The sequence below is a fragment of the Gracilimonas sp. genome (genome assembly GCF_040218225.1).
In the GTDB taxonomy this organism is placed as follows: domain Bacteria; phylum Bacteroidota; class Rhodothermia; order Balneolales; family Balneolaceae; genus Gracilimonas.
On record NZ_JAVJQO010000004.1, the window covers coordinates 294,801 to 309,250 of the forward strand.

The 14,450-nt window shown below is 42.8% G+C and carries 15 protein-coding genes; 8 read left to right on the top strand and 7 right to left on the bottom strand.

Annotation, left to right across the window (positions count from 1 at the left end):
* Positions 1-75 precede the first annotated feature (75 nt).
* Positions 76-1,275, top strand: coding sequence for a 3,4-dihydroxy-2-butanone-4-phosphate synthase (gene ribB, locus RIB15_RS05270; RefSeq protein WP_350201104.1), 1,200 nt, complete (start codon positions 76-78; stop codon positions 1,273-1,275).
* Here the strand turns inward: ribB and RIB15_RS05275 are convergent.
* Genes RIB15_RS05275 through ileS form a run of 3 tightly spaced genes read right to left on the bottom strand, consistent with a single transcriptional unit; the run spans position 1,272 to position 5,449 of the window.
* Positions 1,272-1,868 (bottom strand): signal peptidase II, encoded by a 597-nt coding sequence (locus RIB15_RS05275; protein WP_350201105.1) that lies wholly within the window; start codon positions 1,866-1,868, stop codon positions 1,272-1,274. The two genes, ribB and RIB15_RS05275, sit on opposite strands and share 4 nt — an antisense overlap.
* A 10-nt stretch (positions 1,869-1,878) precedes the next feature.
* Positions 1,879-2,280: a TraR/DksA family transcriptional regulator gene (locus RIB15_RS05280; RefSeq protein ID WP_350201106.1), complete on the bottom strand. Its 402-nt coding sequence runs from the start codon at positions 2,278-2,280 to the stop codon at positions 1,879-1,881.
* 10 nt (positions 2,281-2,290) lie between these two features.
* On the bottom strand, positions 2,291-5,449 hold the full coding sequence (gene ileS / locus RIB15_RS05285) for an isoleucine--tRNA ligase (protein WP_350201107.1): 3,159 nt from the start codon (positions 5,447-5,449) through the stop codon (positions 2,291-2,293).
* Positions 5,450-5,643: 194 nt separating this feature from the next.
* Here ileS and RIB15_RS05290 point away from each other — a divergent pair, with 194 nt between their 5' ends.
* Genes RIB15_RS05290 through RIB15_RS05310 form a run of 5 tightly spaced genes read left to right on the top strand, consistent with a single transcriptional unit; the run spans position 5,644 to position 9,091 of the window.
* The gene (locus RIB15_RS05290) at positions 5,644-6,159 is read left to right on the top strand and encodes a low molecular weight protein-tyrosine-phosphatase (protein ID WP_350201108.1); all 516 of its coding nucleotides are present in this window, start codon (positions 5,644-5,646) and stop codon (positions 6,157-6,159) included.
* 3 nt (positions 6,160-6,162) lie between these two features.
* Positions 6,163-7,017 carry a fructosamine kinase family protein gene (locus RIB15_RS05295; RefSeq protein ID WP_350201109.1) on the top strand — a complete coding sequence of 285 codons (855 nt, stop codon included), beginning with the start codon at positions 6,163-6,165 and terminating at the stop codon, positions 7,015-7,017.
* Positions 7,010-7,750: a helical backbone metal receptor gene (locus RIB15_RS05300; protein ID WP_350201110.1), complete on the top strand. Its 741-nt coding sequence runs from the start codon at positions 7,010-7,012 to the stop codon at positions 7,748-7,750. The genes RIB15_RS05295 and RIB15_RS05300 overlap by 8 nt, the downstream gene beginning before the upstream one ends.
* A 43-nt stretch (positions 7,751-7,793) precedes the next feature.
* Positions 7,794-8,711, top strand: coding sequence for a carboxylesterase family protein (locus tag RIB15_RS05305; RefSeq protein ID WP_350201111.1), 918 nt, complete (start codon positions 7,794-7,796; stop codon positions 8,709-8,711).
* A complete protein-coding gene (locus RIB15_RS05310) occupies positions 8,711-9,091 on the top strand; it encodes a DUF1801 domain-containing protein (protein WP_350201112.1) in 381 nt (126 codons plus the stop codon). Before RIB15_RS05305 ends, RIB15_RS05310 begins: the two co-directional genes overlap by 1 nt.
* A gap of 14 nt (positions 9,092-9,105) precedes the next feature.
* Here RIB15_RS05310 and RIB15_RS05315 read toward each other — a convergent pair whose 3' ends face one another.
* Positions 9,106-9,375 carry a hypothetical protein gene (locus tag RIB15_RS05315; protein WP_350201113.1) on the bottom strand — a complete coding sequence of 90 codons (270 nt, stop codon included), beginning with the start codon at positions 9,373-9,375 and terminating at the stop codon, positions 9,106-9,108.
* 142 nt (positions 9,376-9,517) lie between these two features.
* On the opposite strand from RIB15_RS05315, the gene RIB15_RS05320 reads away from it, so the two are divergent.
* Positions 9,518-9,916 carry a response regulator gene (locus RIB15_RS05320; protein WP_350201114.1) on the top strand — a complete coding sequence of 133 codons (399 nt, stop codon included), beginning with the start codon at positions 9,518-9,520 and terminating at the stop codon, positions 9,914-9,916.
* Positions 9,917-10,018: 102 nt separating this feature from the next.
* Here the strand turns inward: RIB15_RS05320 and RIB15_RS05325 are convergent, their stop codons facing one another.
* From RIB15_RS05325 to RIB15_RS05335, 3 genes are read right to left on the bottom strand one after another with little or no spacing between them, the layout of a single operon-like run.
* The gene (locus RIB15_RS05325) at positions 10,019-11,023 is read right to left on the bottom strand and encodes a YhdH/YhfP family quinone oxidoreductase (RefSeq protein ID WP_350213998.1); all 1,005 of its coding nucleotides are present in this window, start codon (positions 11,021-11,023) and stop codon (positions 10,019-10,021) included.
* Entirely contained in the window at positions 11,020-12,387 is a 1,368-nt protein-coding gene (locus RIB15_RS05330) for an aldehyde dehydrogenase (protein ID WP_350201116.1), read from the bottom strand. Before RIB15_RS05330 ends, RIB15_RS05325 begins: the two co-directional genes overlap by 4 nt.
* Positions 12,387-13,208 carry an SDR family oxidoreductase gene (locus tag RIB15_RS05335; protein WP_350201117.1) on the bottom strand — a complete coding sequence of 274 codons (822 nt, stop codon included), beginning with the start codon at positions 13,206-13,208 and terminating at the stop codon, positions 12,387-12,389. The genes RIB15_RS05330 and RIB15_RS05335 overlap by 1 nt, the downstream gene beginning before the upstream one ends.
* 117 nt (positions 13,209-13,325) lie before the next feature.
* Between RIB15_RS05335 and RIB15_RS05340 the strand changes: the two genes are divergently transcribed.
* On the top strand, positions 13,326-14,408 hold the full coding sequence (locus RIB15_RS05340; RefSeq protein ID WP_350201118.1) for a Kelch repeat-containing protein: 1,083 nt from the start codon (positions 13,326-13,328) through the stop codon (positions 14,406-14,408).
* Positions 14,409-14,450: the final 42 nt, after the last annotated feature.

Below are 14,450 nucleotides of genomic sequence, written 5' to 3' on the forward strand. Positions count from 1 at the left end.
TTCTCCTTCAACAAGGAGAAAGACGCGCTGTTAAAGAGACGGAATTGTGATTAGATCAATTTCAATTAATAAACCATGAATCAGGAATTCCGCTTTAATACTATCCCCGAGGCCATTGAAGATATCAAAAATGGCAAAATGGTCATTGTTGTAGATGACGAAGACCGGGAAAATGAAGGCGATTTTCTGATGGCGGCTGAAAAGGTTACCACTGAAGCTATCAATTTAATGGTAACCCACGGCCGCGGATTGGTTTGCGCTCCCATCACCAAAGAAAAAGCAGATAAGCTGAATCTGCGACACATGGTACAGGAGGGAGCCGATCCTGACGAGGCGAATTTCACTATCTCCATCGATCACAAGCGGCAAACCACCACCGGCATTTCCGCCGCCGATCGTGCCAATACCATTCGGGAATTGGCTAGTGATGAATCCAAACCCGTTGACTTCCGGCGCCCCGGACATGTTTTCCCATTACTTTCTGCTGAAGGAGGTGTACTTCGAAGAGCCGGACATACCGAAGCGGCCATTGACTTAGCCCGACTTGCAGGCTTAAAGCCGGTAGGTATTATTTGTGAGATTATGAAGGAAGACGGGGAAATGGCCCGAGTACCCGATCTGATCAAAATGGCGGATGAGTTTGAGATGAAGATCATCACCATCAAAGATCTTATTGCATACCGGAATGAAAATGAGACACTGGTTCATGAGGTGATGGATGTGAATCTACCCACCATGTACGGCGACTTTAGTCTGCGCGCTTTTAAAGAGAAGCTTACAGGCGACATCCATCTTGCCTTGACAAAAGGCAGTTGGACCAAAGAAGAACCGGTGCTTACCCGTGTACATTCCTCCGATTTGATTGGAGACATTTTTGGTGCCCGAAATAAAGACACCAGTGAGCAACTTCATCAGGCGATGCTGCAGGTAGAGAGAGAAGGAAAAGGGGTGGTTTTATATATGAACCGAAATCAGCGTGGGTCCGTGCTGGTTAATCAGCTGAAAACCCTGAAGGCCCTGCAACTAGGTAAAATGGAAGATAACGAAGAGGACATTTCCCCTCGCGGTGATGCACGGGATTATGGTGTCGGTGCTCAGATTCTTCGTTCGTTGGGCATCCGAAAGCTGAAATTGATGACCAACAACCCTGTCAAGAGAATTGGGATAAAAAGCTTCGGACTGGAAATAGTGGATCAGGTTCCTATCGAACACAACTTTGATTTTTCTGCTCAGAAATATCCTTTTGAAAAAGAAGAACAAAAGTCAGAAAACTAAATTATCCCTTCCTGTTTGGCAGGCTCTTCTAAATGTACATCTTCCATTTCTTCGGAAGAATCAGACTCTGAATCTGCTTTCTGTGTGATAAAGAATCGCTTATTAAAAAGCAGCAGCAGAATAATAGAGCAGGAAATGGCGATATCAGCCACATTAAAAATGTATGGGAAAACGGTCCAGTCGCCAATTTGAAGAGAAAAATAAATAAAGTCGACTACATGACCTTCCAGCATCCCCCCATAATCCATGATTAATCCCATAAACAGGCGATCTGAAATATTCCCGAATGCTCCGCCTACTATCAATCCCATGCAAATTAAATAACCAACGCTGGCTTCTTGAAGATTTTTCAGGATATAGATCAAAATTCCGGAGACGGCTAAAATAGCTATGGCACTTATTACAGGCGTAGAGAGTACATCTATGCCCAGGGCCATCCCGGGATTTTTTGTGAAATAGAATTGCAGCCATCCATCAATCAGGACTTTATTCTGCAATTCAGGGGTCGTCCGGATCAACCACTTCGTAATCTGGTCTATAACCAGCACAACGGAAGCCGGAACTAATAAAGCGAGCAGTTTTTTTCGGGTCAAACCAGCTGGATTATCTGCGTTTCAGTTTAGCTTCGATACTCAGCTGAGTATGCGGTACAGCTTCAAGACGTCCTTTGGAAATTTTATTTCCGGTAACCTTACACACGCCATACGTTTTATTGTCGATACGCTTGAGGGCATCGTCCAGATATTTGACAAACTTTCGTGTTCTGTTAAAGAGCATGTATGTTTTTTCGCGCTCCTGCGCGTCTGTGCCAGCATCAGCCATATGGTAAGAATAGGCCGATTCATCAGAAGCATTTTCCATGCTTTCACGCAAAGTTCGCTGAAGAGTGTTCAGCTCTTCTTCAGCTTCTTCCATCTTCTTGATGATGATCTCGCGGAAGTATTCCAGTTCTTTATCACTATAAGGAGATACTCTTTCGTCGTTTTTTGTTTCTTTTTCTGCCATAGCTGCTAGGTTATGAATTAATATTTCTTCGTATGGAGATGGTGCACTCTTCCTCTCCAATTTCCCAGGTTTTAGTGAAGTCTGAAACTTCGAGTTCTGAGATTTGAATTTCTTCCGCCAGTGTTTCTTTCTTAATATAATCACTCATAGAAACAACGGCCTCTTTAATATTGTCGGCTCCGGTAAAACCTATCGAAATCCGATCGGTCACATCGAAGTTTGCTTCCTTTCTCATGTTCTGAACTCGGTTCACAAACTCCCGGGCCATTCCTTCCTGAATCAGTTCTTCGCTAAGATCGGTGTCAACGGCTACACTTAAGCCACCTTCGGTTTCTACCGTCCAGCCTTCTAATCCGGTTCGGATAATTTCCAATCCTTCAGAATCGATACGAATGGTTTCACCGTCAACATCCAGATCAATCCAGCCATTTTTTTCAAAGCCGGTGATTTCCTCTGTCGTCAGTTTACCAATTCGGGCAGCAACCGCCTTCATTTTAGGTCCCAGTCTCTTACCGAGCACTGGATAGTTTGGTTTCGCTGATTTTCGGACAATTCCAGAATCGTCATCCACAAACTGGATATCTTTAACGTTCACCTCTTCTAATATTATGTCCCGAACCGATTCAATCGCCTGGCGTTCACTTTCATCTTTTATAGGAAGAATAATTCGCGACAAAGGCTGGCGGACATTCATCTCTATTTGATTACGAACACGCAACACAATGTAGGAAATCAACCTGGCCATTTCCATTTTGTGCTCAAGTGCCTTATTGATCGCTGTTTCTTCCACTGTTGGGAAAAAAGCAATATGGACTGATTCCTCATCCTGCTGCGTCACGTTATTCAGTTTTTGATACAACCATTCGCCAATAAATGGAGCAATAGGGCTAATCAGCTTACTGAGGTTACTCAGGCATTCATAAAGTGTTTGATACGCAGCTGTTTTATCCAGCGTATTTCCTTCTTTCCAGAAGCGGCGTCGGTTTCGACGTACATACCAGTTACTAAGTTCTTCCACAAAGCTTTCCAGTTCGCGGGCCGCTTTGGTAGGTTCATAATCTTCGTAGTACTCTTCTACCAGCTTAACAGTAGAGTTCAGTTTCGAAATCACCCACTTGTCAATTTCTGGTCTGTCAGCAATTGGAATAGCCGTTCCGGAGAATGTAAACCCGTCAATATTTGCATACATCGCAAAGAAAGAATAGGTGTTTACTATTGTGTTGAAAAACTTTCTCTGAACTTCTTTAAGTCCGTCGTCGCTGAATTTCAGGTTTTCCCAGGGAGATGAGTTACTCATCATATACCAGCGAACCGTATCAGCTCCATATTCCTGAATCACTTCAAAAGGATCTACGGTATTCCCTTTCGACTTACTCATCTTCTCGCCGTTTTCGTCCAGAACCAATCCGTTTGAAACAACATTTTTGTAAGCCTGCTCATTAAAAAGCATGGTTCCAAGGGCATGTAATGTATAGAACCACCCGCGGGTTTGATCTACACCCTCTGCAATAAAGTCGGCCGGGTAGTTATAGCTGAATTCATGGTCGTTATCAAAAGGGTAGTGCCATTGTGCAAAAGGCATGGCGCCGGAATCGAACCAAACATCCAGCAAATCCGGAATACGGCGCATAGTTGCCCCATCAGGGCCTTCCCATGTCAATTCATCTATATAAGGCCGGTGAAGATCGATTTCTTCATCTTCTTCGAGTCCGGCTTTTTCACGAAGTTCGGCCATACTTCCGATACACTCTACATAATCCGGGTCTTTATCACTCACCCAGATCGGAATTGGTGTTCCCCAGTATCGCTGACGGGAAACGGCCCAGTCTACATTATTTTCCAGCCAGGTTCCAAAACGACCGGTTCCTGTACTTTCAGGCTTCCAATTGATCTGCTTATTAAGCTCCACCATGCGATCTTTTACTTTGGTGGTTTCGATGAACCATGACTCTACGGGGTACGACATTAAAGGCGTGCCTTTTCTCCAGTCGAATGGATAGTTGTGAACCATGGTCTCATGTTTATACATGAGGTTCTTTTCCTTAATGGCTCTGGCAATATCTTTGTCGGCCTCTTTAAACCACTGCCCCTGGAAATCAGGTGCTTTATCGGTGAATTTGCCATCCCGGTCAATAGGGTTGAACATCGGGATATTTGCTTTCTGGCAGGAGTCAAAGTCATCCGCACCAAAAGCAGGAGCGGTATGAACCACTCCGGTACCATCTTCAGTAGTAACATAGTCTGCTGGAATCACTTTCCACGCTTCAGACTTATCAAACTCTTTGGAGGCAAAGTCAAAAACCGGCTCGTACGTACGATGCAAAAGCATGGAGCCCTTCATTTCTTCCTGAATGATATAATCTTCACCCAGAACCTCTTCCACACAATCTTTAGCCATAATGAATGTCTCATCAAAATGGCCCACTTTTACGTAATCCAGGTTTGGGTTCACCGCCAGCGCCATATTAGATACTATCGTCCATGGGGTGGTAGTCCAGGCAAGGAAGTACGTATTTTCTTCGCCCACAACCGGAAACTTCACATATATAGATGGATCCTGAGTCTCTTTATACCCAAGGCTTACTTCATGAGAGGAAAGTACCGTTCCGCTTCCCGGAGAGTACCACTGAATTTTGTAGCCTTTATAAACCAGATTTTTTTCGAAAAGCTTATTAAATGCCCACCAAACTGATTCAATATAGTTATTCTCAAAAGTGATGTAAGGATTGTCCTGGTCTACCCAATAGGCCATACGGGAAGTCAATTCATCCCAGAGATCTTTATACTTGAGTACACTTTCTCGGCACTTGGCATTATATTTTTCAATACCATACTCTTCTACCTGAGCACGGCCTTCTAATCCCAGTTCCTTCTCAACTTCAATTTCTACGGGGAGGCCATGCGTATCCCAGCCAGCCTTACGTTCTACCCTGAATCCCTTTAATGTTTTATAGCGGCAGAACATATCCTTAACGGTACGGGCCATCACATGATGAATACCCGGCTTACCATTAGCCGTGGGTGGACCTTCAAAAAAGGTATAGGGAATCCCATCCTCACGGGTTTTGAGGCTTTTTTTAAATATCTGATTATCCTTCCACCAATTCAGGGTTTCAACTTCTGACTTGGGAAAGCTTAACTGCTTTATTTCTTCGAATTTTTTTGCCATAAAAAACTTAGTTCCGGCGAATCATTAATAAGCCTCAAATATACAAAATATCAGAGAAAACCATGTATTCAGTTCGCTCAAAAAAATCTGCAACTTGTAGCTAACGCCAAGCATGTTTTCTGAACACTTAAATGAAAAGAGATGAAAAGCTGTTTATCAACACATACCTTTGGAAAAAAATTAACTCAATTACTGTGACAGAAACATATCACCGCACCATTTCTAAAGAAAATCCTTATAAACTCGTATTTGTTTGCCTGGGCAATATTTGCCGAAGTCCGACTGCCGAGGGTATCTTTATTCATAAAGTTCGGGAGGCCGGATTGGAAAATTATTTTCATATCGATTCGGCGGGCACCGCCGCTTATCATGTTGGAGAATCGGCCAATAGTAAAAGCCAGGCTACCGCAAATAAGCATGGTATTCACCTGCCTTCTAAAGCCAGAAAATTTGAATATGCGGACCTGGAAGAGTTTGACCTTATCCTTGCCATGGACTCCGAAAATCATAGAAATATCATAGACTTAGACCGAAAAAATCGTTTTTCAGAGAAAATAAAAATGATGCGCGAGTTTGACCCCAGTCCCGGAGATGGCGAAGTCCCCGATCCTTATTATGGTGGACTTCAGGGATTTGAAAATGTATTTCAGGTTTTAAACCGCAGTTGTGAGACTTTGCTTAAAGAATTAGAACCCCATATCAATAAGTAAATCATGCTTTCCGAAGCCATTCAAGAACAAATCCGACAAGAGCTGAATGTTGAGATCCAATCCCTGCAGTCAGTCCATGGTGGTGATATTAATCAGGCTGCCAAAATTTTGTTAGATGACGGGAAAGAATTGTTCGTAAAGTGGAACAGCTCTGCTCCGGAAAACATGTTTGAAGCCGAGGCAAAGGGGCTTCAATTACTGAATTCAGCAGACACTGATCTTCAAATTCCCTCACCGGTTTTAATCAAAGAAGATTTTCTTGTTCTTGACTGGATTGAGGAAGGTGGCGGAAAACAACACTCCGCTCGGGATTTCGGCAAAGAGCTGGCGAAGCTTCACAAACAAACAGCCAATCATTTTGGGCTGGATCATAATAATTATATTGGAAAGCTTTCCCAGTCTAACTCCCGGCATTCCAACTGGGCCGACTTCTTCGCCCTGGAACGAATTGAACCTCAGGTACGCATGGGAATTGAATCCGGAAAACTGACCCGGACGATCCTGAAGAGTGTCGAGGGGTTATATAAAAAACTAGGTTCTGTTTTTCCTGCTGAAAAACCAGCCCTTCTCCATGGCGACCTTTGGAGTGGGAATTATATGTTCACAAAAAATGGAAACGCCAGCATTTATGATCCTGCTGTCTACTATGGGCATCGTGAAATGGATCTGGCCATGACCCGATTATTTGGAGGTTTCTCAGCCAATTTTTATGATGGTTATAATGAAGAATTTCCTCTTGAAGGAGGCTTTGACAGCCGGGTTAACATCTGTAACCTATACCCGATCTTAGTTCATGCCAATTTGTTTGGTGGAAGTTATTGTCGCCAGGCAGAGAATATCATAAATCGCTATGCCTGACTTACCCTATAAAAGAATCGTTTCTTTAGTGCCCAGCCTTACGGAGCTTTTGGTTGACCTGGGATTAAAAGACCAACTGATTGGGCGCACCCGGTTTTGTATCCACCCTAAGGGAATTGAAGAAATTGAAATTATCGGCGGAACAAAAAACCCCAATCTGGAGAAGATTGTAGAACTTGAACCAGACTTCATTCTTACCAACAAAGAAGAAAACCGAAAAGAGGATGTCGAACTTCTTGAAAAATATGCTCCGGTTCGTGTTACAGAAATTGACTCCATTCAGGATGCTATTCTTGAAATAAGCTCATTGGGAGAAGTCCTGGGGGTTAAGGAACAGGCCGGTGTACTTGTTAAGAAAATAACGGCTCTTTTAAATGACCGGCCAGCAAAGCCTCCGCTTTCCGTGGCCTATTTCATTTGGAAAGACCCCTGGATGACCGTTGGAAATGACACTTACATTCATGATGTCCTTCATAAATATGGACTGGATAATGTGTATGGGCTTCATAAAAGATATCCCAAAACCACCCTGAAGGAAGTTGCAGAACTTCAGCCAGAACTTCTTCTGCTAAGCAGTGAGCCTTATCCATTTAAAGAGAAACATATCGATGAAATCAAAGCGGTTTGTCCTCAGTCAGAGATAAAACTGGTTAATGGAGAATGGTTTAGCTGGTATGGCTCGCGCATGATAAAGGCATTTTCTCATCTAAATAAATGGCGGGCTTCTCTTTAGTACTGAATCTGCTATATTCGGAAAAAGCAATTCAACCTCTGCCATGTCTTCCACTTTGATTTTTCCAGCTCTTTTCACATTCTCAGTCATATTTCTGTTTGCATCAGGTTGCCAAACCGATAAACTGGAACGCGTCTCCTATACCAGCCAGGTAGCCGGAGAAGAGCGTGACTTTTATCTGTATCTTCCAAATGGCTATAAATTCTCTGATAAAGACTGGCCGGTGATGATGTTTCTTCACGGAAATGGAGAACGTGGAAATGGTAAAAATGAACTCGATTTTGTTCTTGGCCATGGCCCGCTGAAAGAAGCCTGGATCTATAAAAAAGACCTGCCATTCATCATCATTTCCCCGCAGCTTCACATGTTTGGAATGGATGAGCATACTGCTTACCTGCAAAACCGGGATACCACTTCATTTCCAAAAAGACTGGAAGAGGGGGTTCCTGAACGTGCACCCTTCTTTGACACACCGGAAAAGATGACTGGTGCAGAAAGTGAACTGGCTGATTACCTAACATTACCTAATGGCTGGGAACGGGTAGAAAGAGACCTGATAGACATGATTGATCATGTGATCGAGAATTACAGAGCTGATTCAAATCGGGTTTATGTAACGGGATTGAGTTACGGCGGTTTTGGAACCTGGCATTTAGCAAGCTCATATCCTGAGCGCTTTGCAGCTATTGCCCCTGTAGCAGGTTGGGGTCATCCGGATCTCATGAGTCCTATTGCAGAGCATAAAATTCCGGTTTGGGCATTTGCAGGTGGCAGAGATCCTGTTGTTCGGGCTAAACATTTTTATCCCGGGCTAAATAAACTGGAAGAATTAGGCCATCAGCAAGTTCGGTTTACCAATCATGAGGATCTGGGGCACGATACCTGGAAACGAGTGTACCGGAGTGATGATTTATATACCTGGCTTCTATCCCAAAAACTTGACAGGACTGCCTCAAAATAATGGATGATGTCAGGAACTTTATACTTCGTCAAGAAGGAGATCAAAGAGAAGTGATGCTATACTTTCATAACCTGCTAACTTCCTTTCCTACGGTTTCCTCAGCCATAAAATACCGTATTCCATTCTACGACCAAAAAACCTGGGTGTGTTATCTGAATCCTCTTAAAAATGGCAAGGTTTCGCTATGTTTTCTTCGCGGATATGAATTATCGAATGAGCAGGGGTTACTGGAAAGTAAGGGAAGAAAGCAGGTGCTAAGTGTAGATTTTGGCAGTGTTGATGAAATCCCAAAAGACACCATCCGGGAAATTATCAATGAAGCACTGTTTCTGGATGAGGCGGTTCCCTACAATCCAAAGGGGAAAAGCATTACGAAATAAAGTGCCGGTTTTTGTTAACACACTTTGCCGTTTTTGGGGTTGATATAGCACCCATCTCCACTCAGAGACCGCTGCCATTTTAATTGTGATTCCAGCTCCCTCAGCCACATCTCAATCTCTTCATCACTTTGAAACTGCCTCCCATCCTCCTCGATATATGGATATGGACGGTTCTCAGCTTTCCTTTCATGATTAATAGTTTTGAAAGAAATAACCAGCTTATTCAACTTTTCTTCTAACCGATCAGATTCTGTGTCATCTCTTTTTCTGTGAAGAATGATCATTTCCCTTCCTATTGTTTGTTTTTTGTACTCTAGTTTTAACTACCCTTCAACCAAAAAAATTTCACCAGACACATTGACCCTATTAAAATTTTCTAATATATTAACATTAGAAGTTTTTAATATAAATGCATTGGGTATAACAGTGATCACAAGAAAGGTAATGATAGTTGAAGACGATCCGCTGCTTTCGATAGTAGAAGAGAAGCTGGTTACCAAGCTTGGGTATGAAGTAGTTGGTAAGGCTAAAAGCGGTGAAGAAGTGCTCAGCATTATTGCAGATATCAATCCTTCTATTTTGCTCATGGATGTACAACTTTCTGGTGATCTTGATGGCATTGAAACAGCAAAAAGATTACGCTCAGACCACATTGATATTCCAGTGATATTTTTGTCGGGCGACGACAGCCCCATGGTTTTAAAGCAAGCCAAAGACATTGAATACATCGACTTTTTATTGAAGCCTGTAACTAAATCTGATTTATCTAACTCCCTGAGTAAGGCGGAAAACAAGATCAACTCAGAATCTCAGTACGCAGCATAAGAACTTAGATCAAACAAATACCCATAACCCACATAAAGCAGTTTGATCGCTGCTTTATTGTTTTCCTAAAGCCAGCCCAATGATTGGGCTGGCTTTTTTTATTCAGCTTGTTTGATGCTGTACAATCACCCTTCCTGATTGTTCTCCTTTCAAAGTAGCATCGATTTCGGGCTGTAAATTTTCCAACTCCACTATTTTCGCGAAATTACCCGGCAGCTTGTCATGATTCCTTGCTGCAATGCTTTCCCAAATTTTAAGACGCATTGGCATTTTGCAAATAGCCGAATCAATGCCCAGCAAACTTACCCCGCGAAGAATAAATGGGTATATATTTGTATTTAATTCATGGCCCAAGATATTTCCACAACAGGCAACCGCTCCGTCATGATTGGTTTGGCGGATTACCGCATCCAACATATTTCCACCCACCGTTTCGATTGCCCCATTCCATTCCCGGCTCAGTAAAAAGCTTTCCGTTACATTCGTGATTTCATCACGATGTATCACTTCTTCAGCCCCAAGCTCCTTCAGAAATTCTTTCTTATCCAATTTGCCCGTTGCAGCCACAACCTTATATCCTAGTTCTGAAAGAAAGAATATGGCCAGTGAACCTACACCTCCTGTAGCTCCTGTAACCAATATCTTTCCATCCTCTGGCAAAATGACTTCTCGCTGCAATCGCTTAACTCCATACATCGCAGTAAAGCCTGCTGTTCCATATTTCATGGCTGTTTCCAGCTCTAAACCTGAGGGTAATTCTACTACCCAATCTTTGGGTACGCGAATCAATTCACCATATCCTCCGGATGTATTGGAACCTAAATCACGGCCGGTAACCACTACTTTTTGCCCTTCTTTAAATGTACCCGATGCATCTTCAATAACTACCCCGGATGCGTCTATTCCCGGAATATGAGGATAGCTCCGGGTCACCCCTTTATTACCGGAAGCAGATAGAGCATCTTTATAATTCAGTGATGAAAAGTGAACCTTTATTAACACCTCATGATCCGGCAAAAACGAAAATGGGACTTCTTCTATGGATGACGAAAACTCCCCTTTGAATTTCTCTTCAACATAAAATGCTCTGAATGTTTCTTCGCTCATTTTAACACTCGTTTTATCCATTTTAATTTTCCTTTATATGGCGCATACCGAAAGGGGATATCCAGCCAAAACGGTTTCTTCATGATGCTCTTGGTGTGAGAAAAAGTATCAAAACTTTGTTTCCCGTGATAAGCCCCCATTCCGCTGCTTCCCACACCTCCAAACGGCAGGTGGTGATTTCCTAAATGAGCCAGTACATCGTTTATTGCTCCGCCGCCAAACGAACATTTTTCTATAATCATTGACTCTGCCTCCTTGTTTTTTGAAAACAAATACAGTGACAATGGCTTACTCTTTGAGTTTATAATGTTAACAGCCTCGGGCAGTTCTTCATAGGTCAAGACGGGTAGAATGGGACCGAAAATTTCTTCTTCCATTACACTGCCCCCTTTTTTGATGTCCACCAAAACGGTTGGTTCAATATATAGCTCATTCCGGTCTGTTTTCCCCCCGCAGAAGATCTTTCCTTCTTCCAGGTAACTATTTAACCGATCAAAATGAGACTCATTCACAACCCGCGGGTAATCCGGGCTCAACTTTGGATTCACTCCATAAAAATCTCTAATCGACTCTTTGAAATACTCAAGGAATTGATCTCTTATACCGGATTGAACCAGAAGGTAGTCTGGCGCTACACAGGTCTGACCTGCATTCACAAATTTTCCCCATGCAATACGCCGTGCAGCAGTTTCAAGATCAGCGGTTTCATCAACAATACAGGGACTTTTACCCCCCAGCTCCAGCGTAACGGGAGTTAGGTTTTTAGCTGCAGCTTCCATCACAATCTGTCCAACCCGGGTACTTCCGGTAAAAAAGATGTAGTCAAAATCCTGAGCCAATAAATCCTGATTGGTGTCAACACCACCTTCCACCACGGCTATAAACTCTTCCTTAAACCATTTCCCTAAAATTTCCTTAATGGCTTTTGAAGTGTGAGAGGTTATTTCTGATGGCTTTAGAACCACCGTGTTTCCAGCTGCAATAGCTCCAACAAGAGGCAGCAACGCCAACTGAACCGGGTAATTCCATGGCGCAATAATTAAAACAGATCCGTAAGGTTCAGCAACTGTATAATTTTTAGATGGAAAATTGACCAGCGTTCCGGACACTTTTTGGGGCTTGGTCCATTTTTTGAGCTTCTTCAGTACATAGCTAATTTCATTATGAAGAATCCCGAGCTCGGTTGCATACATTTCCAGCTCTGGTTTTTTAAAGTCTTTATAAACTGCCTGGTTAAACTCGTCTTCATGCTCTTTTAGCAGCTTCTTCAATGTTTTAAGCTGGTGAATTCTAAACTCCACCGACTTCGTAGCTCCAGACTTAAAATAAGTCCGCTGACGCTCCAACAATTCTTTTCCGTCCATTAGTCATCTGTTTTTCTGCCAATAAAAGTATTCATGGAATCATAAACACCAAAAATCTTACCCGCCACAAAATCATATAACCTGGCCGGGAGTATCCCTCTGATAAAAGGCGTTAATTTTACCATAAATGGTTCTCTTAATCGCTCTTTTTCGCGCTCTACAGCATCCAGTATTTTGGTTGAAATGTCATCAGGGTCCAGAAGGGGCATCAGTAAAGGAGTGGTAACTCCCGCAAACATTCCGGTGTTAATATAGCTGGGCATCACAGTTAGAACTTTAACGGGATCTCCATTTTTCCGCAGCTCCAGATTCAATGACTCTGACCAACCCACCGCCGCCCATTTACTAGCTGCATATACGGTCATACCGGGATTAGGGGTAAGCCCTGCCGCCGAGGCAATATTGATGATATAGCCATATCCATTTTCTATCATGGCTGGTAAAAAAGCACGGGCTACATACATCAACCCCAGACTGTTAACATCCATGGTTTTTTTGATGTGCTCCAGGGAATGATCCTCAAACTTTTTCCCGACTACAACTCCTGCATTATTAAACAGCATGTCTATTGAGTCGTGCTCGTCGAGCACTTTATTTGCGGCCTGCTGCACCTGTTTCGGATCACTAACATCTACAACATCCGTTTCTACAGAATATCCTTGCTTAGTCAATCGCTTTCCTGCGTCCAGCAATTTGTCTTCATTCATATCCCAGATAATCAATTTTCGGGCTTCTCTTTGCAACGCTTTTTCTCCCATCAGATAGCCAATACCGCTGGCACCACCCGTTATTAGAACAATTTTATTTTTAAAAGAAGACATATAAAAGCTGTATCTTTAAAGCTTGAAATTAAACAAATACCGAACACTAATGTTGTTGCTAATGTGCAAGTGTTCGGGCAAAATTAAAAATCAGACTATAAGTCAATTATTTATACAATGAAAAGAATATTATTACTCTTCACCCTTTCTATTCTGGTAGCCTCTTGCCAGCAAGCACCTCAAAAGGTTGCACTAAACTGGGAGGAAGCAGAATCGTTGCCTATGGGAATTTCCAACAACGCAGTTTCAGCCACTCAGGTTAACGGAGACTGGTTTGTTTATACCTTTCTCGGGTTAAAAGAAGGCAAAACACATGCAGATATAAGTGATTTTGCTGCTCGTTTTGATGTTAACAAAGGAACCTGGGAACAGATCCCCGGCGTACCTGATCAAACCGGGCGACTGGCAAGTACTATCGAAACCGTAAATGGACAAATTTACATCTTTGGCGGATATACTGTAGACGAAAATGGAACAGAAGTATCCACAGAAGAAGTGTTTAGATACGACCCTGTAGCAAACACTTATGAGCAGGTTGCAGATATGCTTCTTCCTGTTGAAGATGCTGTTTCCCTTGTTTACCAAGACCGATATATCTATCTGGTTAGTGGCTGGACCAATACAAATAACGTTTCCAATGTACAACTGTATGACACTCAGACGAATTCATGGTCACACGCCACTCCTTACCCCGGACCTCCGGTATTTGGCCACTCAGGCGGAATTGTTGGTAATACCATGGTTCTATCCGATGGAGTTCAAACCGTTGTTGATGAAGGCGAAAAAATATTTATGATGTCACCCGGCAGTATCAAAGGTCAAATCAATGCTGAAAATCCTGAAGAAATTCAGTGGAACCGTATTAAGCAACATCCTGGCCAAGCAAGATACCGCATGGCTGCCGTTGGAGTTGAATCTCCCGTGGAAATGGTCGTGTTTGTTGGAGGTTCTACAAATCCTTATAACTATAATGGTATTGGTTATAATACTAAACCGGCCTTTGCAGAAAGCACGGTCTTTGCTTACCGCCTTGATACTGAAGAATGGGTTGAGCTTGGCGAAATGCCAACCGCAAGTATGGATCACCGGGGTATAGCAGAAGCCGGAAATGAATTCTACCTGGTTGGTGGCATGGTCAATGACCAAAGAGTTACCGATCTGGTTCAAAAATTCACAATAGAACTGGAAACGACTAACTAATTCTGAATAGTTTTTCATTTTTGCTAAAGCGAAAGGTGTAAA